The sequence below is a fragment of the Photorhabdus kleinii genome (genome assembly GCF_025384885.1).
Lineage (GTDB): Bacteria > Pseudomonadota > Gammaproteobacteria > Enterobacterales > Enterobacteriaceae > Photorhabdus > Photorhabdus kayaii.
The window spans coordinates 1-20549 of the sequence record NZ_JAJAFY010000066.1 but is presented as its reverse complement, the minus strand read 5'-3'; the positions used below and the strand labels follow the sequence as shown (position 1 = coordinate 20549).

The following is a 20549-nucleotide window of genomic DNA, read 5'->3' as shown; positions in this document are numbered from 1 at the left end:
CGATCTTGTTGATTGGCTCATCTTTAAAACCTTCCACTAGAATCAAATCCAGTAAATTTAGATCAAAACGGCTGGCAAGATAGTTCAAATCTACTTTCATCAAATCTGGCGTTTCTGTCATTAACGCCCAGCGTTGCTGGTTGGCAACCAGAGTTTGCTCTGCACCGGCTTTGCGCAGTTCATAACTGTCTTTGCCCGGTTTATCCACATCCACATCGTGATGGGTGTGTTTTATCAGACCAACCCGGATTTGCCGTTGACGTAATAGTGGAATCACTTGTTTGAGCAGTGTGGTTTTTCCTGTTCCGCTATAGGCTGTAATACCTAGTAGCGGAAGCGATTTGGTACTCATTTTTTGATCTCCTGTATATGCTCCCAATGTCGGCAATCTTCCGGTGTATTCAGATTAGTAAAGACGATGGGATTATCATCAAATTGAACGGCTATCGCTCTGATCTTATGCATAAACAGTATTAATTTGCGATCACCGTTAGCCAAATAATTCTCTAATTGAGAAGTCAGACTGCGGTGTAGTAAAGCGATGGTAGGGTGAGCCCGGTAGCCATCATTTACATAGGCTGCCAATGCTTGCTGTTTTCCCTGCCATAAGCGAATGACTAAATCAGTAGGGAGATCTGGTACATCACAAGGAACAAATATAACCCAATCGTAACTAGCTGATTTTAGGACTGTCAGTATGCCTGAAAGGGGGCCAGAGAAGTCTGGTGTTAAATCTGGAACAATTTGATAACCACTTTGTCGGTAAATATCCAGATTGCGGTTCGCGTTGATAATTAATTCATCTACTTGTGGAAATAGCTTATCCGCAATATGTTGGTACAGTGGTTTTTTATTTAAAAAAATTAACCCTTTATCATTGCCGCCCATACGGGTGGCGCGGCCTCCAGCAAGGATTGCGCCGCTTATTTTTGGTTGCATAATGTTCAAGTTATCAACTGAGGTAGTTATTACCACTAATAATAACTTCTTTTCAGCTTGGTTATTTGGGTTCAACTGAACATTTTTAAAATAAGCTCACCAGATAATTTGCTGATAAAAGGGTCATCTTTACGCTTATTGACAGAGCAATCCTTTCTCTATGTGGTCATCCCTGTTAATTTGTATAGCCGTTATTACAGATTAATCAAGAGAATAGAATGTGCTAACAAACCAGTCTGCTTTTAATTTCCGGGAATTAACACCGGATTTGATTATGGATGCATTGGTGCAGACCGGGCTGTATGTCGATTCCGGGCTGACAGAGTTAAACAGTTATGAGAACCGTGTTTATCAGTTTATAGATGAAGATCGTAAACGTTATGTTGTGAAGTTTTACCGGCCACTACGTTGGGATCAGCAGCAGATTCAGGAAGAGCATGATTTTGCTTTGGCGCTACAACAAGCTGATTTACCTGTTGCGGCACCTTTGGTATTTAATAAGCAAACTTTACTGACTTTTAAAGATTTCTTTTTTGCCGTTTTTCCAAGCATCGGTGGGCGTCAGTATGAATCCGATAATCTCTTTCAATTAGAAGATGTAGGGCGTTTGCTAGGGAGAATTCATCAGATTGGCCGCCGGCAGAAATTCACTTCTCGCCCAACTATCGGGTTAAATGAGTATCTGCATCAACCACGACAGGATTTGGCTGTATGTGAGTTGGTTCCTGCGGGACAGAGAAGGCAATTTTTGGCGGTATTGGATGATTTGATAAATGCCGTAGTATCAAATTGGCGCGATGATTGGCAAATATTGAGGCTTCATGGTGACTGCCATCCGGGTAATATCTTGTGGCGTGACGAAGCTTGGTTTGTTGACCTTGATGATGCGCGTAACGGCCCAGCAATTCAGGATTTATGGATGTTGCTTCATGGCTCTCGTCAGGAACAGCTATTGCAGTTAGATACACTGCTGGAAGCCTATAGTGAATTTGCAGATTTTGATCCGAAGGAATTGCCATTGATAGAACCATTGCGTGCTATGCGAATGATCTACTATTTGGCATGGGTTACCCGACGTTGGCAGGATCCTGCTTTCCCTAAAGCATTTCCTTGGATGACAGATACCGATTTTTGGTTAAAACAGACGTCGCTTTTTTCTGAACAGATTAAGCTGTTACAGGGATCACCTTTGCAGCTTAACCCAATGTATTAATGTTTATCATGGAGATAGTTATGAAGAAGTTTTGGTTAGCTTTAGTCGGAATGGTGATGGCATTTAGCGTATCTGCTGCCAATTTTACCGAAGGAAAACAGTATGTTGAATTGAAATCGCCGGTAGCGGATCAACCGTCGGTGCTAGAATTCTTCTCTTTCTATTGTCCCCATTGTTATCAGTTTGAAGAGACTTTTAAAGTTCCTCAGACGGTGAAGCAGCATTTACCGGAAGGGACAAAACTTGTTCGTTATCATGTGGATTTTTTAGGGCCACTGGGTAAAGAATTGACTACTGCTTGGGCTGCGGCAATGGCAATGGGTGTTGAAGACAAAGTGACCCCGGTACTGTTTGAGGGTATTCAGAAAACACTGGCTATTAAGACTCCGAATGATATTCGCAATGCTTTTATCAAAGCCGGAGTGACGGCTGAGGATTATGATGCTGCCATGAGTAGTTTTGTGGTGAAATCCTTAGTTGTTAAGCAGCAAAAAGCCGCTCAGGATTTGCAACTGCGAGGTGTACCGGCAATGTTTGTTAACGGCAAGTATATGGTGAAAAATGACGGCATTGATGCCACTTCTGCTGATAACTATGCGAAATCCTACTCAGACGTTGTTAACTTCTTGTTAAACCAGAAGTAATACTTTGACATCTAAGAGGGTATCTCCCCCATCTTCGCACTTCGTGACTCGGGAGGGGGGATTCCCCTTAGTGGGCGACAGTCTGATTGCTCAGGTTGAATTTCTGCTTTTGCCAGTTTTCGTCACAAAATACAGGCGGAAAATATTCAGTGAAGTGATTTGGAGTCACTCATTAGGTAACATTCGGCTAATGATAGCTTTGAATGTATTCCCCTCCCTATTATCAATCAATTCAATATCTGGATATGCTTTGATTGCACGTTTAATACCACTTCCCAAGCCTCTATATGGCAATACCTTAGAAGCAAATGAAGCCAAGATTGGGTTGCGAATATTTGAGTTCCCCATCTTGATGTTCTCAATGGTTAAATTATTGGGTAAATGGCCGGGGCTAATAATTTCAATCCGATCTGCAAAAACCAGCACTTTAACGGGGGCTGACACAAAGTAATCGCGATGAATAAGTGCATTGGAAATCAGTTCTTCTAAAACAATCCTCGGGATTTCAGGCTCGCCAAGTGAGTTAAAGCTTTGCTTATTTTGAATATGTCGGATATTTGCCAATACAAACCCCAGCACCTTTTGGAACACATCCGACAGCTTGCCATTGATATCTTGACTATCAATATAGTGCTCATCTTCAATATCCACGCCGGGGAAGGCAACAGCCTTTACGATAAAAACAGGAAGGCGAATCTGAGGCCTCGATGCAAACAACAAAGTACCACAAATATTCAACTGACCATTTTTAGCCAAATTCATATTCTCTAAAAGCTGAGAGCGAGATACACCTTGTTCCTCAACCCTCTCGCCGTATTCCCCCTCAAAAAACGAATCAAAGAACTCTTGATCGATGTCGGCTACTGACGTACCACTTACCGGTGTCTCATCTGCATGAATCAGTGCCGCCTCCTGAAACATTCGCTGCAACTCTTCGCGAGCGGTCACCCTTCGCTTATCAGAACCATTTTTCACCCAAACATAGCCCTGAGTATCCATATAAGGTTTACTGATGCCTTGCTCTATATGTACTGCAATGACTAGGCCATCGGGGAGTTGAATGTTTTCCGTAACAGGATTTATTGGGGGGCGAACATTATTTGTAGCAGCATTCGCTATGACTTGATTAATTCGACCGATATCTTCTCTCGTCAATCCAGATCGAGACCCATCGCCATTGTTAACACCAATGAGAATTAAGCCTCCAGTACCATTGGAAAACGCTACCATTTCGGCACCCAACGAAGATGCATTGTTGACGTCTGCTTTAAATTGATGACGGCTATCTTCATCACGTGCAATTATTGCTAAGAGCTCTTGGGTTTCCATGCTTCATATACCTGTTTACGTTTCTCGAAGGCTTCTGCGCCACCTTCCATAATACCGATTATACGCTGCTGAACATCCGCGCAGTCAATGCTGCCACTGACAATATCAATATGATCATCCTGATATTCACAGGCGATGACCTGCTCAGCATCGCCTAACACTGGAATGTTGGCGTTATGAGTGGCAAAGACGAACTGCGTTTTTGGCTTTAACTCACGAATGAGTTTGATAACATCGTCATAGATAGTCTGGTTATCCAAGTCGTCTTCTGGCTGATCGATGATCACAACATCATTTTCTTGTTGGCTTAGAACAAACAGTATTAATGCAGATGCGCGCTGCCCTAATGAATGATGAGCCAGAGCCTTACCATGGTATTCAATAGTGAAAACATTCGGCACCTGCCAAGTCAGCAAAGCGTCTAGATTATCTTCAAAATACTGCCAAAAGGAATCGAATGAACCACCAACCAGCAATTTCAACTTATCCTTTTCTCGCCATGCCGCACCAAAATCGCTGAACTCATCCACCACTGTTTGCAATGTAGCCTCTCGAATATGGCTGCCGCGGTACAAATCCTGAATATGCTTGAGCATGGCCGCTTTGTTATCTTTAAATTTCGGCACAATTTTTAACGGCGAATCCACTCGATTGATTTTATTCAGCACTTGCTCAATAGCGCAGTATTCTTCAAGCCAAAGGCCATTCAGTTGAACCAACTCCCGCTCAACTCCTTGATTCAACTCCGCATATTGCTGCTCACTCTTGTCCAATACAGACAGCATTTGCTCAGCCTGATCGAGCAGACTTTTAAGCTGCTTAAACTCTTGCGGACTGATTGCTTGTGCACCCGCTTGTTGAAATTCACTGGCTAACTTGCGCTCGATTTCCGCAAATTCTTCTTTCAGCGCTTGTTTTTGTTGTTGAAAGCCCGTCAACTTTTGCTGCAATTGCTGAACTGTCGCTTGGTCACTTCCAGCCACTTGCTTAATTCCATTAAAGCCAGTGAGCAACTGTTGATAGACCGCAAAAAAGTCATCAAAAAAAGGCTGATTCTGTGCTGACTTATACAGAATTTGGTTTTTCAGTTCATCTTCAAAGCTGGCAATAAAGCTATTTAGCTCAGTCAGATAATGCTGCGCCCCTTGGATCACCTGCTGCGCTTTGCGCTCATCTCGATCAAAGTCAATCTGCTTTTGCAGTTTGGCTTCTACGCCGTGTTGCTGGTAAAACCTTAACTTAAATTCAACATCCTGCTTTTTTTGCTGCCACTCTTGTTTCTGCAAGGCAGCACGGGTTAAACGTTTCATCTGACCAATAATATCTACTACGCGCTGACGACCTTGCTCTATCTTTTGGCGAACAGAAATTAAAGCTTCCCCAACCAGCTTTTCAATTAGGTCTTTTTCAAATCCAGCGCTAGTGCTCGACAAGTCTTTTTGACCAAAGTAAATGGGTTGATGTAGGACGGTTTCTCGAATCGACACACCCGGCTGTAATTGCCCGTTAACATATACATCAGGGCGTTCACCTAATATACGGCGTATCTGGTAAGGCTGGCCTCGCCGGTCAATCGCGTCGATAGTGATCTTCCCGCCACTACATAGTAGGTGCTTTACTAAACCTTCTTTGTATTCAACGTCAGAGGACTTATCGCCAAACGGGATATTCAGGGCATAGCGAATGCCTTCCAATACGGAAGATTTGCCACTGCCACGAATGCCAATCAGAGTATTCAGTTCCGGAGATAGACAGATTTCAGTGCCACCCAAGGTACCCACACCTTCAAAACTGATTTTACGAATAAACGAATGGCGATAGTTAGGTAGCTTAGCTTGTACGCGGGATCTCTTATCCCGCAGGGCAAATTTTACAGCCTCAAAGCTGAACGCACCGAGTTTGAGATAACTGGCTTCATTTCTGGCCGACGTATCGGCAAGGTTCTTGGCATCGCAACCTTCCACTTCGGCAGGATATAAGTCACCCAATGCTTGTTGGATCTTAGAGCGCTCATCTCGGGTGCGAACCTTTTGGAATGCCAAAGCTCTGCATCGAACAGAAGTATTGTCGAAAAGTTCTTTTATCCGACCCGGCGATAAACCACCCCATAAACCGTTGGGTGCTTCCACATGAGCAAAAACTAAAAAGTAGTCTTTGTGATAATCATCCAAAATTTGGATGGTTTTAAGAATATCGTGATTCGAACGTGCATTTTCCTGCTCAAAATTAGCTTTCCCGGCAAAGACCATATTGAGAAAGTCCTGAATATAGTTTTTTTGCTCCTTGTTGCTTATCCACTTATCGGAAAACACTACTAGGGTATGCACACCCGCTAGCCCATCTTTTACCGAAAGCTCAATACCGGGCAGCAGACCAATGCCGGATTTTTTGGCCTTTTTGCGCAAACTCTGAAATTCGAGCATATCGAATTTGTTATGGTTGGTAATCATACCAAGGCCAATACCGGCATCTTTTAGCGAATGTACGTATTGATTTACGTAGTCGTTATCTGCACCCGTGTATTTGAACTCTTTATCCGCACGGGTATGGAGGTGAAAATCCGTCTTGAGCCACCGGCTGCCATATTCAAAAGTGTCGTCACTCATTAATACCCCCTTCCAAAAATATTTTGTTAAAGAAGATTCGTGTCAAAACCAGCAGCTTTAAGATGAGGGATCAGATTACGCATTTTACTAAACTCCGCGCCGAAGTTTGGGTGAAGACTTACACCTTCACAAAACTCCCTCGCTGTAATGTGTTTTAATTCGTCGGCATGCTTGAGCATTTGCAAATGTAACTCAACCGTAAACTGGTTTCTTGGCGCTTTGTCAAAAGCAAGCTTTATGCGTCTGTAAATCTCGTTTTCATTCATATTTAACACTACTAATGTGCTTATATAAAGGACATAAAAAAGCAAGAATTGACATTGAAATCGAACAACTTCTGGTAAGACATAAAGTAAGTTACATCACAAACGGCCTACCCACCAACTATTACACAAATGAGCATAGAAACTGAAATCATAAGATACTGTCTTTCCAGCCTCAGGTTGAGTCATCAAAACCAGGCCGATTGTAGTGGAATGATCATTCAGGACGTCAGCAGAAACGAAAACGAGAAAGCACACCGGCCATTCTGGCGGGCTTATCACTGTTGCTAAACACATTACAACTGTCGGCGGGAATCCCCCTTCCCTTGGAAGAAAAGATGACACTGAAATAGAATGACATAAGCATGTGCCGGAGTGAGAACCTTTGGCATAATGCGTGTCAGAAAGACTTTTTTGTAAGACAAACTCGGGTTATATCCACAACTCTGTGATCTATAAGGCAATATGACAGTTTAATGACTAAGATTATAAGTCATTGATTTTTTACCTGAGGTTGATAAGTTTTTTTTATCAACGATCGATACCTAAATAAAACTTGTAATATCTATACACAAAGTTATCCACAGAATTTATAGCAGGATGTGAATATCTGAATCGGGTTTCAGCAAAGAAAATTCACATAAAATTCGTTTCCTACTGCTTGCTGTGGCATCCTATTTCCTTATCACACCCGTAACAGATACAGATAATAAAGAAGATTTATGGCTCAGATAGCAGACAATCCCCTGATTTTGGTTGATGGCTCCTCATACCTTTATCGTGCTTATCATGCTTTCCCTCCGCTGACGAATAGCGCAGGAGAGCCGACCGGAGCAATGTATGGTGTATTGAATATGCTACGCAGCTTGATAATGCAGTACAAACCAAGCCATGTAGCGGTGATATTTGATGCTAAAGGCAAAACTTTTCGTGATGAGTTGTTCGCTGAGTATAAGTCTCATCGTCCTCCTATGCCGGATGATCTCCGTACTCAAATAGAACCGCTACATCAGATGGTTGAAGCTATGGGATTACCATTGCTGGTGGTGCCAGGAGTAGAAGCTGATGATGTTATCGGGACTTTGGCGTTACAGGCAGAAAAAGAGGGGCGTACGGTACTTATCAGCACTGGCGATAAAGATATGGCGCAACTGGTCACGCCAAATATCACGCTTATTAATACCATGAATAACACCATCTTGGGGCCGGAAGACGTCGTTGAAAAGTATGGTGTGCCGCCAGATCTGATTATCGATTTTCTGGCATTGATGGGAGACTCTTCTGACAATATTCCTGGCGTACCTGGGGTGGGAGAAAAAACCGCACTGGGATTACTGCAAGGGATTGGTGGCATGGATGATATCTTTGCCAATTTGGATAAAATTGCCGGGCTCAGTTTCCGTGGGGCGAAAACGCTGGCGGATAAGATGGTGCAGCATAAAGATGTCGCTTATCTCTCCTATAAACTGGCAACTATCAAAACAGATGTTGAGTTGGATAAAACCTGTGTTGCTTTGTCAGTCAAAGAGCCTGATACGGAGAAACTGCATCAGTTGTTTTCTCGTTATGAGTTCAAACGCTGGTTAAGTGATGTAGCAAACGGCGATTGGCTGGCAGAGAAAGGCAAAAAACCGGTATCCACTGGTAATGATGAATCATCTCCGACGGAAGATAAATCTGTTGCGGCCACACTCTCTTCTGATAATTATCAGACTATTCTTGATCAGCAAGGCTTTGATGAGTGGATTGAAAAGTTGAAAAAAGCGCCTGTTTTTGCTTTTGATACCGAAACTGACAGCCTTGATACTTTGACTGCTAATTTGGTGGGGGTGTCATTTGCAATTTCTGCCGGCGATGCGGCTTATCTACCTCTAGGCCATGACTATCTGGGGGCGCCTGAACAACTTGACAGAGAAGTTGTGTTGGCTGCATTAAAACCGCTACTTGAAGATAGTAACCTGCTGAAAATTGGTCAGAATATTAAGTTTGATCGTGGCGTATTGGCGCGTTACGGCATTGAACTGCAAGGCATTGCTTACGATACCATGCTGGAATCTTACGTACTAAATAGCGTTGCAGGTATGGGTCGGCATGATATGGATAGTTTGGCTGAGCGTCATCTGAATCATAAGACCACGACTTTTGAAGAGATTGCTGGTAAAGGTAAAAATCAACTCACTTTTAATCAGGTCCCGGTAGAGCAGGCCGCAATGTACGCCGCAGAAGATGCAGATGTCACTTTATTGCTGCATCAGGTTATGTGGCCGCAATTGGAGAAAGCGCCGACGCTAGAAAAGGTATTTCTGAATACAGAAATGCCACTGGTCATGGTGCTTTCCCGTATGGAACGTACAGGTGTGCTAATTGATGCAAATATTTTGGCTGAGCATTCAAAAGAGATCACCGCCCGTCTGGATGAGTTGGAAAAAGAAGCACACGAATTGGCAGGTGAGGTTTTCAATCTGGCTTCGCCAAAACAGTTACAGACGATATTGTTTGAAAAATTGCAATTGCCGGTGGTAAAGAAAACGCCAAATGGTGCGCCATCCACTAATGAAGAAGTATTGGAAGAGTTGGCAGATACCCATGCATTGCCGAAAGTGATCTTAGAGCATCGTGGGCTGGCAAAATTGAAATCCACTTACACCGATAAATTACCACAGATGGTCCATCCGCTGACCAAACGGGTGCATACTTCTTATCACCAAGCGGTAACGGCAACCGGGCGTCTCTCTTCACGTGATCCTAATTTGCAAAATATTCCTGTCCGTAATGAAGAGGGCCGCCGCATTCGTCAGGCATTTGTGGCACCTGAAAGTTACCGGATTATGGCCGCTGACTATTCTCAGATTGAGTTGCGGATTATGGCCCATTTATCTCAAGATCAAGGGTTGTTGAAAGCTTTTGCTGAGGGGCAAGACATTCACCGGGCAACGGCGGCGGAAGTCTTTGGTTTGCCACTGGAACAGGTAACCAGTGAGCAGCGCCGTAGTGCTAAGGCGATTAACTTTGGTTTGATCTATGGTATGAGTGCATTTGGTCTTTCCCGTCAGTTAGGTATTCCTCGCGGTGAAGCTCAACGCTATATGGATCTCTATTTTGAGCGCTATCCGGGGGTATTGGCGTATATGGAGCGTACTCGTAAACAAGCGGAAGAACAGGGTTACGTTGAAACGCTGGATGGCCGTCGTCTTTATCTGTCAGATATCAAATCTCGCAATGCCATGCGCCGTAAGGCAGCAGAACGTGAAGCTATTAATGCGCCAATGCAGGGAACCGCGGCGGATATCATCAAAAAAGCAATGATTGCGGTGGATGATTGGATTGTCAGTGAAGAACCGAAAGTTCGTATGATTATGCAGGTTCACGATGAGCTGGTATTTGAAGTCCATGAATCACAACTTGAATATGCAGAACAGAAAATTCGTGAATTAATGGAGAAGAGTATGGTGTTTGATGTCCCGTTGAAAGTGGATGTAGGTATCGGTGACAATTGGGATCAGGCACACTGATATGCCAGCTTAATAAGCGATGGGCTGAGTTAATACAGTTAAAAACATCAGTAACTGCGTTGGGACATGGGTTCTTCCTGATGCCAACGCAGTATGTTAAGCCTTTCCTCTTTTTGACGACCTAACATGTTAAGTGACTATAAGCCATGTGCAATGATCCATTAGTCATATTCACCATGCGCTACAAAATCTCCTCCTCCCCAGCCTACTCTCTTACCGTTTGCTCGCAAGGCTGAAAAACTACGGGATGTTGACGTCAGGCTGATAACGTCTTTTAAGTTAGCAATTTCAGGTGGAATTTTTCCTCCATTGTATATATCTCCCCAGGCGACGATGCTACGGTCTGCTCGTAGGGCTGCAAAGGCATCACTTGATGAACTTAAGCTGATGACATTCTGTACCTTAGCTGCGTCATATTCAACTCGTTCAATACTCGCTATTACTCCCCAAGTGACCGCGCTACGATTTGTTCGTAGGGCAGTGAAAGCTGAGCCTGTTGAAGTGAGGTCAATGATATCGTTTAATGCAGCAATTTCTGGTGGGATTGGTGTGTCTCCCCAGGCGACAACACTGTGGTTTGCCCGCAGAGCCGTGAATGCGCCGCCCGAAGCAGTCAAGCTAATAATATCCTGTAGTTGTGCAATGGCTGGTGGAATCGTGCCGCTGGTACTTGCATTTCCCCAGGCAACGACGCTGCGGTTTGCCCGTATGGCTGCGAATGCAGTACCTGTTTGACTCAGGCTAACGATATCTTGTAATACAGTAATGTCAGGTGGAATTTGACCGCCAAGATGTGGAAGTCCCCAGGTAATTACACTGCCATTCTGTAATAACATAGCGGTTGCTCCGATGGTGGATGCGAGGGCTATATTATTGCTGCAATAGACATTTTCTTCCCATTCTAATAGAGAGTTACTATTGTTACTTATACCTAATGAAGCATTATCATGCTGGTTCATTATTATTCTCCTGGTTAAGGTCGTATCGGATTTATTCTTATTCATAAGGCGTTTATACGAAAAACCATGCCTATTGAGAGGGCGTGTAACAGTTATTTTACTCTTACTAAGTAATATTATTAGTTAAATAAATTTTTTGTATTCACTTGTACCGATTTGTTGTCCATGTAATGCATATTAGATCCAGATCGCATAAATATGTAATTAAACTACATTTAATGTTGTCAAAATGAGCAAAATTCTTGGCTGAATCGAGATAATTTCTGAAAATAAATTACAAAAAGGCTTTTTCTAATAAATAAAATAGGGTAGAGTTATTGGCGTAGGGTACAGAGGTAAGATGTTCTATCTTTCAGACCTTTTACTTCACGTAATCGGATTTAGCTGAATATTAGCTGCCCCAGTCAATTTTGACTGGGGCATTTTTTTCATCTGAATTTAATTGGTGGGAATGAAAAAGACTGTATTAACTATGGTTTTCAACTTGAACGGCTTTCTGGCTGAACCATATATCCAGTTTTTGTTGTAGTTTATCGATACCGATTTTTTTCGGGGCTGAGAAATATTCCACTTGAATATCCCCATTCAGCGCGAGTAAGGTGTCACGAACCTTATTCAGTTGACTTTTACGGGCGCCAGATGCCAGTTTGTCGGCTTTAGTCAATAACACCATAACCGGTACTTGCATTGCGACTGCCCATTGGATCATCTGCTGATCAAGATCTTTCAATGGGTGACGGATATCCATCAGTACGACCAGCCCGATCAGGCATTCACGTTTTTGTAGATATTCACCCAATGCTTTTTGCCATTTGCGTTTCATCTCTTCTGGTACTTCGGCATAGCCATAACCCGGTAAGTCAACCAGGCTAATACCTTCTTCTACTTCGAATAAATTGATGAGTTGAGTTCGGCCAGGCGTTTTACTGGTACGGGCGAGGCTTTTCTGTTTCGTCAGAGCATTCAGAGCGCTAGATTTACCTGCATTTGAGCGACCGGCAAACGCGACTTCAATGCCCATATCTTGAGGCAGATGGCGAATATCAGGTGCGCTCGTGATAAAACGGGTCATATGATAGTTGTGGTTTTTGATGGTCAAAATGATTATCTCCCTGAGAAATGCGCCGAATATATGGCAAAGAAGATTATACCGATAGCCACTGTTGGTTGACAGGATTAAAAATAATGACATATTTCTGATGGGTTGAACTAAGCTTGCTATTTTGTTACTGATGACGCTCGGTTTATGAAATAAAATCTAACCTGTTATTGAAAGGATACATTTTTCTTCAAAGCACCAGTCGATTGATAGCGTAAATGTAGGTAAATATTAAGCACGATGTTGAAGAGATTATTAGAATTAATTCAGTTTGTGTTGTTGACCTTAATAATATAGGAACCCAGAATGTTTAAACGTATTTTAGTAGCACTTGTAACTGCATGCTCTCTGAGCGCAATGGCGCCTCTGGCTTTGGCGGTGGGAGAAATCCACGTGAAGCTGACAACAACGGAGGGTAATATTGAACTGGAATTAAATAATCAGAAAGCTCCAATTACAACGAAAAACTTTATTGAATACGTCAATGAGGGTTATTACAACAATACAATCTTCCATCGGGTAATCCCTGGATTTATGGTGCAGGGTGGTGGTTTTACCAAAGATTTGCAGCAAAAAGCGACTAAAGCTGCTATTAAAAATGAGGCAGATAATGGACTGCGTAATTTACGCGGAACTATCTCTATGGCACGTACAGCTGATAAAGACAGCGCCACCAGCCAATTTTTTATTAATGTAGCGGATAATGCTTTCCTTGATCACGGTCAGCGTGACTTTGGCTATGCAGTATTTGGTAAAGTCGTAAAAGGTATGGATGTTGTGGATAAAATTTCTCAAGTCAAAACGGAAAATGTTGGTCCATATCAGAATGTACCGGTTAAACCTGTTGCTATTCTGTCTGCGGAGATTATTCTTTAATTTTTTCTATTACTTTGGCTGTGGCAGTTTCTGGTCTTCCGGTTAACTCTCATCAGATTAACAAACTGGCCTGCATTAAATGCAGGCCAGTTTCACTGTCATTCATACATCTTTTGGGTAAATTCTTTATTTACTTCGGTTCGTGGATAATATCTGTCTTTGTAACATTTCTTCTCTTTACTCTCACAATGTATGCCGTTACTTAAAGTGTAAGATGAAAAGTCGATATCTTTTCCATCACCAAACTCTTTTTTCAGGTGTTTTGCCGCTCTTTTCCCTAAATACCTTTCGGTTAATTTTAGCGATAGCCCTTTTTGATCAGAGCAATATTTTCCTTTTTTATCACAAACCACCCCTTTTTCCGGGAAGAAAATGTTAGCAGTTTTAGTAACAGCCAGCGTGGAGAAGGACAGTAAAAAAAGAGATGCTATAATCAGTTTTGTCTTCATAACAATTACCTTTACTTATTGAATATCAAAATAGAGCATATGTTTTGTAGGGTATGAGAGTAAGTTGATTAAGGAAAAAACAGCCATTGATTTTGTTGTACTATGCTACAAATATTGATGTGCTATGATAGCCGCCCCGTTGTCGCGAGGCCGTTTTATCTGGAGCCAGTTGTGCAGGATAAACAAATTGCAGGAGTGGCAGGGCAACAAATACAGCGATAAAAATGAGTAGGATAGACTCCTATGTTACTAATAATAGATAACTATGATTCTTTTACATATAACTTATATCAATATTTTTGTGAATTGGGTACAGATGTTTTAGTTAAGCGTAATGATGAACTGCAACTTGAAGATATTGAGAGATTGATGCCTACTCATCTGGTGATTTCCCCTGGCTCTTGTACCCCAAATGAAGCAGGAATTTCTCTGGCTGCGATTTCTCATTTTTCGGATAAGTTGCCGATTCTTGGTGTTTGTCTTGGACATCAGGCAATTGGGCAGGCGTTTGGTGCCAGCGTGGTAAAAGCCAGGGAAGTGATGCATGGAAAAACTTCTGCTATTCACCATAATCAGCAAGGTGTGTTCAAAGGGCTTAACCGGCCATTAACCGCGACTCGTTACCATTCATTGGTGATTGCCGCAGAGACATTACCAGCCTCATTTGAAGTCACCGCATGGAGCCAGCATAACGGCAATGTCGATGAAATTATGGGCATTCGTCATCGCACTCTACCGCTGGAAGGGGTGCAGTTCCACCCTGAAAGTATTCTCAGTGAGCAAGGTCACCAGTTGCTGAGCAACTTTCTGAGATATTAACCAGATACCGATAATTTCTTCATTTATCCATCTTTTTCATTTGCCCATCTTTGATTTTTTATGCATATTCAGTGATTATAATTTCACTTTTGAATGGCGTGTATATAGAAAACGGGTGGGAAAATGAAGGAGCATACCGCAGTAGATAGAAACGCATACGATCAAGTTATGTTGCCAATTTATTCACCAGCGCAGTTTATTCCGGTGACAGGGCAAGGTAGTCGTGTATGGGATCAGCAAGGGAAAGAGTATATTGATTTTGCGGGAGGGATTGCTGTTGTAGCTTTGGGCCATTGTCATCCTGCGTTAGTGGATGTTTTGAAGCAGCAGGGGGAGAAACTTTGGCATATCAGTAACATTTTTACCAATGAACCGGCTTTGATTTTGGCGCAGAAACTGATTGATGCGACTTTTGCTGAGCGGGTATTTTTTGCCAACTCAGGAGCAGAAGCGAATGAAGCGGCATTTAAACTGGCTCGCCACTATGCCATTACGCGTCACAGTCCCTATAAAACCAAAATTATCGCATTTCATCAGGGTTTTCATGGTCGCACCTTATTTACTGTCTCCGTGGGTGGTCAGCCAAAATATGCTGATGGTTTTGGGCCAAAACCCGCGGATATTATTCATGTGCCTTTTAATGACTTAGATGCAGTGAAGGCTGTCATAGATGACCATACTTGTGCTGTTGTATTGGAGCCTGTACAGGGAGAAGGGGGAGTCACGCCGGCAGCACCGGCATTTATTCGTGGGTTGCGTGAGCTTTGCGATAAGCATCAGGTGCTGTTGGTGTTTGATGAAGTGCAAAGTGGGATGGGACGTACCGGTAAGCTATTTTCTTATATGTATTATGATGTTACGCCGGACATCATTACCACAGCAAAAGCATTGGGAAATGGCTTCCCTATTAGCGCTATGCTGACGACAGAGAATATTGCTTCAGCGATGACGCCGGGAACTCACGGTACAACTTACGGCGGTAATCCGTTGGCTTGTGCAGTTGCAAATGCTGCTTTTGATATTATTAATACACCAACAGTTCTGGAGGGAGTTGAGAAACGCCATAATTTGATGATGAATTTTCTGAATGATATCAATCAGAAACATTCGATATTTGGTGAAATCCGAGGAAAGGGTTTGCTGATTGGTGCAGAACTCAAAGCACCATATCAAGGAAAAGCCAAAGATATTCTGCAACTGGCGGCTGAAAATGGCTTAATGTTGTTGAGTGCGGGTGGTGATGTATTGCGTTTCACGCCTTCGTTGATTATTAGTGAAGAAGAGATTGCTCAAGGAATGGAGCGGTTAGAGCAGGCAATTAACCAGTTGGTGTAATTAAATATAAGAGAAATCAGCGCAGGATTATGCGCTGATTAATCAGGCGTTAACGTGTACCGTAAACAACAATAGTTTTACCGTGTGCGGAGATCAAGTTTTGATCTTCTAGCATTTTCAGAATGCGACCAACCGTTTCGCGGGAACAGCCAACAATCTGGCCAATTTCCTGACGCGTGATTTTGATTTGCATTCCGTCCGGGTGGGTCATTGCATCTGGTTGTTTCGCCAGATTCAATAAAGTTTGGGCAATCCGGCCGGTAACATCCAGGAAAGCCAGATTACCGACTTTCTCAGAAGTTGTTTGCAAACGGTTTGCCATTTGGGCAGATAAACGCATCAAAATATCCGGGTTTACCTGAATCAGTTGACGGAATTTTTTATAGGAGATTTCAGCTACTTCACAGGCGCTTTTGGCCCGTACCCAGGCTGTACGCTCTTGCCCCTCTTCAAATAATCCAAGTTCACCAATGAAATCCCCCTGATTTAAATAGGAGAGGATCATCTCTTTGCCTTCTTCATCTTTAATCAAAACCGCAACAGAGCCTTTTACGATGTAGTAAAGCGTCTCTGCTTTTTCGCCTTGATGAATAAGCGTACTTTTAGATGGATATTTATGAATATGGCAGTGTGACAAAAACCATTCAAGAGTGGGGTCTGTTTGTGGCTTGCCGAGAACCATTCGTTTCATCCTCTGTTGTTATCGCTGCCTAAATAACACGAGAATCTAAAAGTTTCTCGTCAGGCTGGCTTATAAAGACACTAGCTTAACATTAGTTTGTTGAAAAACCGACAGGTAAGGGTTTTATATAGGTTATCTGAAATTTGAACCCTAGGGTATTGATCTTAACCTATATATACCTGGCCCACTTCTGTTTTTAACACAGGAAAAGGCTTCTGTCTTGTCTTGTATTGTTTCAGCATAATAAACCGCTCATTAGATTGCTAGCTTAATACTGAAAGAGTAGGCTTGGATGCAAAGAACGACTTAAGAGGTATTTATGCAAGCGCGGGTAAAATGGGTTGAAGGATTGTCTCTTTTGGGGGAGTCATCTTCCGGTCATCAGATCATGATGGATGGTAATGCCGGCGATAAGGCACCGAGTCCAATGGAAATGGTATTAATAGCAGCCGGTGGTTGCAGTACGGTTGATGTAGTTTCTATTTTGCAGAAAGGCAGGTATGACATCAGAGATTGTGAAGTAAAATTAACTTCCCGCCGTCGTGAAGAGGTGCCACGCTTGTTTACTCATATTAATCTGCATTTTATTGTTACGGGTAAGGATTTAATAGATAAAGCGGTTGAACGTGCAGTCATGCTTTCCGCGGAAAAATATTGCTCTGTTTCGTTGATGTTGGGGAAATCAGTTGAAATTACCCACAGTTTTGAAATTAAAGAGATAGATTGAGAAATTATTTTTGATTAAAAAATAACAACAGGTAACTAATTATCTCAGTTACCTGTTTTTTTAACTGAATAATATAAGATGCAAATTTTAAGTACTGGATTTGTTAAATTGACCTCAGGCGCTGATTAACAAATCTTTTCCCCTTCCAGTAATCGCTGTACCAATGGCGTCATAATTAATTCCATTGCTAATCCCATTTTTCCACCGGGGACCACGATGGTATTAATGCTTGAAACGAATGAGCCTTGTAACATTGCTAACAAGTATGGGAAATCAATTTGAGTCAGATCACGGAAGCGGATGACAATAAAACTTTCATCCAGTGATGGAATGGCTTTGGCTGAGAATGGATTGGATGTATCAACGGTAGGGACACGTTGGAAGTTGATATGTGTTCGCGAGAATTGTGGCGTAATGTAGTTAATATAATCATCCATAGAACGCACGACGGAATCCATCACAGCTTCCTGCGAGTGTCCTCGTTCTCCGGTATCGCGGACAAGTTTCTGTATCCATTCAAGGTTGACAATCGGCACGACGCCCACGAGCAGATCAACATGACTGGCAACATTATGTTGTGGTGTGACAACGCCACCGTGCAGACCTTCATAAAACAGCACATCAGTCTGCTTGGGTAAGGATTCCCACGGCGTAAAGGTACCGGGGAGCTGGTTGTAAGGGACGGCATCGTCATAGGTATGAAGATATTTCCGACAGCGGCCTTCACCGATTTCACCATAATCGATCATGGTTTTTTCCAGCATGCCAAAATCATTGGCTTCTGGCCCAAAATAACTGATATGCCTGCCTTGCTCTTTGGCTTTACGGATTGCGGCATCCATTTCAGGGCGGGTGTAACGGTGGAAACTATCTCCTTCTATCTGCGCGGCACTGATGTTAAGTTGCTGGAAAATCTTACGGAAAGCTAAACTGGTTGTTGTTGTTCCGGCACCGCTGGAGCCGGTAATTGCAATAATCGGATGTTTGACAGACATTCAGTAAACTCCATAATGTTAAGAATGGAACATTTCTTTTGGCACAATATTGATGCTCTCATGCAGTTCAGACCACACCAGCATAACATCTCCCCGTTTCAACTGACGGCGAATGTCAGCGACCTTCTGCTCCAGCGATTTTTCATCTTCTCCATAATCAGTGCCTTCCCGCAAGATAAAACTCTCTATCAAATTTAGCAGAGTTTCTGGTTCCAGTTGTTGCCACGGAATAATCATTGTGGTTGCTCCAGATAAGATGACAGCCAATTTGGGATGCGTTGTTCCAGCCACATTTGTGGTTTCTTCAACGAACCACTGACAAAGCCGACATGTCCACCATATTCTGTCATTTGATATTCAATATTTTTGGGTAACATTTTGAGATCAGGGACAACTTCCGGCGCCATAAAAGGATCGTCTTTAGCATGAATAATCAGCAGTGGCACAGTAATATCAGGCAGACGCGGCAGAGCACTGCACTGGCGGTAGTAGTCCGCTGCATTTTTAAAGCCGTGGATTTTTGCGGTTACAATTTCATCAAATTCTCGAATATGTTTCAATCTTTTTACCTGAGACAGATTAATGGGGAGTGAACCGGGGTAGCGTAACAATTTACGGGTGGCATTACGTTTCAGGCTATTAAGTAAATAGCGTTCATAAACCTGAGAAAATCCTTTTTCTATCCGCAGGGAACAGGCTGCCAGCATCAGAGGAGCAGAAACAATAACGGCAGCATTGATCTGAGCATCTGTTTTTTCTTCTGCCAGATAGCAGGCCAGCATATTACCGCCGACTGAATAACCTACGGCTGATGTGGGGGCATCACCGTAGGTCTGTTTTAACCAGCTTAGAAAATAACGGGCATCGCTTGTTTCGCCAGAATGATAGAGGCGTTTTTGGCGGTTTGGTTCGCCACTGCATCCGCGGAAATGCATGACAACACCAAGCCAGCCTTTTTTCTGGCAGACATGAAGTAAACCGTGGGCATAAGGGCTGTGAAAACTGCCTTCCAGACCATGAAACAGGATCAGTCGTGGCTTATGTGCTGCGGTGGCGGGATCTTCACTCCACGCCAGATCAACAAAATCGTTATCCGGTAAATTAAGTCGTTGCCAATAGGGTTGCAGTTCAGGATACCGCCGCACCAGACGCGGGAGTAGTGTCTGCAAATGCGGATTACTGGCTCCGGTGAGAGGACGAAAGATATCAGTCATAATGGTTTCGAGTTAAATTGATTAGTTATCTTGTATGGTGAATAACATACTGATATTTTCTGTGAAAGGGAAACGCCATTATTCAGGATGAAAGGTAACTCTTCATGACAGCAAGCCTAATTTTTTCATTAACAGCTTTTTTGTTTATTTCTTCCATTACGCCGGGGCCAAACAACATGTTGCTGACGTCATCAGGCGCTAACTTCGGCTTTATCCGCTCTTTGGGATTGCTCTTTGGCGTTGTTCTGGGCATGCAGACGATTTTATATCTGGCTGCTTTCGGAATAGCGGCGTTGCTGTTGGTCTATCCTGCTATTCACACGGTTATGAAAATTGCAGGTAGCCTCTATTTGCTGTGGTTGGCATGGAAAACAGCAACAGCCAGTTACCGACGTCTGGATACCAAAGATAGCGCTGTTATTAAGCCAGTGCGGTGGTATCAAGGTTGGTTATTGCAGTTTTTGAATCCGAAGGCCTGGCTGATGGGGTTGGGTGCGGTTGGCAGCTACAGTATTGCTGGTGATCATTACCTCTATTCCATCATCGTGATCAGTGTCGTGGTGATGTTTATTAATTTCTTGTGCGGCTTGGTGTGGGCGGGTTTTGGTTCGCTGATAGGGACGTTACTCCGTAGTCGCAATGCTTGGTTTCTGTTCAATATCATGATGGGCGTATTAACGGCAACTTGTGTGCCATTAATCTGGATTGGGTAATTTAACCTCAGCTTCGTTTAAAAATAGCGATATCACAATCCCGTAAATTCAAGCTCGGTTTTTTAGGTTGGAATGTATAAACAATTAAGCCAGCGACGATTTCCAATAAAAAACCGAGCTGACTGCGGTGTCTTGAATGCGCTATCTGAGAAATATTTTTGAGCTGATCCACGAC

21 protein-coding genes and 1 pseudogene are annotated in these 20549 nt (G+C 43.0%); 9 read left to right on the top strand and 13 right to left on the bottom strand.

The annotated features are described in order from the left end of the window. The coding region (gene mobB, locus LG003_RS20985) for a molybdopterin-guanine dinucleotide biosynthesis protein MobB (protein ID WP_262981558.1) at window positions 1-352 on the bottom strand (352 nt) is incomplete at its 3' end. After that, window positions 349-939, bottom strand: coding sequence for a molybdenum cofactor guanylyltransferase MobA (gene mobA / locus LG003_RS20980; protein WP_192881026.1), 591 nt, complete (start codon window positions 937-939; stop codon window positions 349-351). The genes mobB and mobA, both read right to left, overlap by 4 nt. Window positions 940-1159: 220 nt before the next feature. On the opposite strand from mobA, the gene LG003_RS20975 reads away from it, so the two are divergent. After that, window positions 1160-2152 (top strand): serine/threonine protein kinase, encoded by a 993-nt coding sequence (locus tag LG003_RS20975; protein ID WP_112878143.1) that lies wholly within the window; start codon window positions 1160-1162, stop codon window positions 2150-2152. A gap of 20 nt (window positions 2153-2172) precedes the next feature. Next, entirely contained in the window at window positions 2173-2796 is a 624-nt protein-coding gene (gene dsbA, locus LG003_RS20970) for a thiol:disulfide interchange protein DsbA (protein WP_112878142.1), read from the top strand. A gap of 165 nt (window positions 2797-2961) precedes the next feature. Here the strand turns inward: dsbA and LG003_RS20965 are convergent, their stop codons facing one another. From LG003_RS20965 to LG003_RS20955, 3 genes are read right to left on the bottom strand one after another with little or no spacing between them, the layout of a single operon-like run. After that, window positions 2962-4125 carry an RNA-binding domain-containing protein gene (locus LG003_RS20965; protein WP_105398703.1) on the bottom strand — a complete coding sequence of 388 codons (1164 nt, stop codon included), beginning with the start codon at window positions 4123-4125 and terminating at the stop codon, window positions 2962-2964. Further along, the gene (locus tag LG003_RS20960; RefSeq protein WP_262981557.1) at window positions 4104-6731 is read right to left on the bottom strand and encodes a TrlF family AAA-like ATPase; all 2628 of its coding nucleotides are present in this window, start codon (window positions 6729-6731) and stop codon (window positions 4104-4106) included. Before LG003_RS20960 ends, LG003_RS20965 begins: the two co-directional genes overlap by 22 nt. A gap of 26 nt (window positions 6732-6757) precedes the next feature. After that, the gene (locus tag LG003_RS20955; protein WP_262981556.1) at window positions 6758-6997 is read right to left on the bottom strand and encodes an HTH-like domain-containing protein; all 240 of its coding nucleotides are present in this window, start codon (window positions 6995-6997) and stop codon (window positions 6758-6760) included. A gap of 719 nt (window positions 6998-7716) precedes the next feature. On the opposite strand from LG003_RS20955, the gene polA reads away from it, so the two are divergent. Further along, window positions 7717-10506, top strand: coding sequence for a DNA polymerase I (polA, locus tag LG003_RS20950; RefSeq protein WP_262981555.1), 2790 nt, complete (start codon window positions 7717-7719; stop codon window positions 10504-10506). A gap of 161 nt (window positions 10507-10667) precedes the next feature. On the opposite strand, the gene LG003_RS20945 is transcribed toward polA, so the two are convergent. Then, entirely contained in the window at window positions 10668-11465 is a 798-nt protein-coding gene (locus tag LG003_RS20945) for a hypothetical protein (RefSeq protein WP_262981554.1), read from the bottom strand. Between the two features lie 340 nt (window positions 11466-11805). On the opposite strand from LG003_RS20945, the gene LG003_RS23645 reads away from it, so the two are divergent. Next, entirely contained in the window at window positions 11806-11853 is a 48-nt protein-coding gene (locus LG003_RS23645; protein ID WP_438361642.1) for a hypothetical protein, read from the top strand. A 78-nt stretch (window positions 11854-11931) separates the two neighbouring features. Here LG003_RS23645 and yihA read toward each other — a convergent pair whose 3' ends face one another. Continuing rightward, window positions 11932-12564 carry a ribosome biogenesis GTP-binding protein YihA/YsxC gene (gene yihA, locus LG003_RS20940; protein WP_112878135.1) on the bottom strand — a complete coding sequence of 211 codons (633 nt, stop codon included), beginning with the start codon at window positions 12562-12564 and terminating at the stop codon, window positions 11932-11934. Between the two features lie 306 nt (window positions 12565-12870). On the opposite strand from yihA, the gene ppiA reads away from it, so the two are divergent. Next, entirely contained in the window at window positions 12871-13440 is a 570-nt protein-coding gene (gene ppiA, locus LG003_RS20935) for a peptidylprolyl isomerase A (RefSeq protein WP_112878134.1), read from the top strand. A 98-nt stretch (window positions 13441-13538) separates the two neighbouring features. Here ppiA and LG003_RS20930 read toward each other — a convergent pair whose 3' ends face one another. Then, window positions 13539-13889: a YcgJ family protein gene (locus tag LG003_RS20930; RefSeq protein ID WP_112878133.1), complete on the bottom strand. Its 351-nt coding sequence runs from the start codon at window positions 13887-13889 to the stop codon at window positions 13539-13541. Between the two features lie 243 nt (window positions 13890-14132). Between LG003_RS20930 and LG003_RS20925 the strand changes: the two genes are divergently transcribed. After that, the gene (locus LG003_RS20925; protein WP_112878132.1) at window positions 14133-14708 is read left to right on the top strand and encodes an aminodeoxychorismate synthase component II; all 576 of its coding nucleotides are present in this window, start codon (window positions 14133-14135) and stop codon (window positions 14706-14708) included. Window positions 14709-14831: 123 nt separating this feature from the next. Next, window positions 14832-16043 (top strand): bifunctional acetylornithine/succinyldiaminopimelate transaminase, encoded by a 1212-nt coding sequence (argD, locus tag LG003_RS20920; RefSeq protein ID WP_262981553.1) that lies wholly within the window; start codon window positions 14832-14834, stop codon window positions 16041-16043. Window positions 16044-16092: 49 nt separating this feature from the next. Here the strand turns inward: argD and crp are convergent, their stop codons facing one another. After that, entirely contained in the window at window positions 16093-16725 is a 633-nt protein-coding gene (gene crp / locus LG003_RS20915; protein WP_010848517.1) for a cAMP-activated global transcriptional regulator CRP, read from the bottom strand. 319 nt (window positions 16726-17044) lie between these two features. On the opposite strand from crp, the gene LG003_RS20910 reads away from it, so the two are divergent. Then, window positions 17045-17452, top strand: a complete 408-nt coding sequence (locus LG003_RS20910; RefSeq protein ID WP_112878130.1) for an OsmC family protein — start codon at window positions 17045-17047, stop codon at window positions 17450-17452. Between the two features lie 125 nt (window positions 17453-17577). On the opposite strand, the gene LG003_RS20905 is transcribed toward LG003_RS20910, so the two are convergent. From LG003_RS20905 to LG003_RS20895, 3 genes are read right to left on the bottom strand one after another with little or no spacing between them, the layout of a single operon-like run. After that, complete coding sequence (locus LG003_RS20905) at window positions 17578-18447, bottom strand: phosphoribulokinase (RefSeq protein ID WP_262981552.1); 870 nt, start codon at window positions 18445-18447, stop codon at window positions 17578-17580. An 18-nt stretch (window positions 18448-18465) separates the two neighbouring features. Continuing rightward, window positions 18466-18684 (bottom strand): YheU family protein, encoded by a 219-nt coding sequence (locus LG003_RS20900; RefSeq protein ID WP_112878128.1) that lies wholly within the window; start codon window positions 18682-18684, stop codon window positions 18466-18468. Further along, window positions 18681-19661 carry a hydrolase gene (locus LG003_RS20895; RefSeq protein ID WP_112878127.1) on the bottom strand — a complete coding sequence of 327 codons (981 nt, stop codon included), beginning with the start codon at window positions 19659-19661 and terminating at the stop codon, window positions 18681-18683. The genes LG003_RS20900 and LG003_RS20895 overlap by 4 nt, the downstream gene beginning before the upstream one ends. A gap of 104 nt (window positions 19662-19765) precedes the next feature. Between LG003_RS20895 and LG003_RS20890 the strand changes: the two genes are divergently transcribed. After that, a complete protein-coding gene (locus tag LG003_RS20890) occupies window positions 19766-20374 on the top strand; it encodes a LysE family translocator (RefSeq protein WP_262981551.1) in 609 nt (202 codons plus the stop codon). Window positions 20375-20381: 7 nt separating this feature from the next. Here the strand turns inward: LG003_RS20890 and LG003_RS20885 are convergent. Next, a pseudogene (locus LG003_RS20885) lies at window positions 20382-20549 on the bottom strand (IS982 family transposase); the annotation flags it as partial.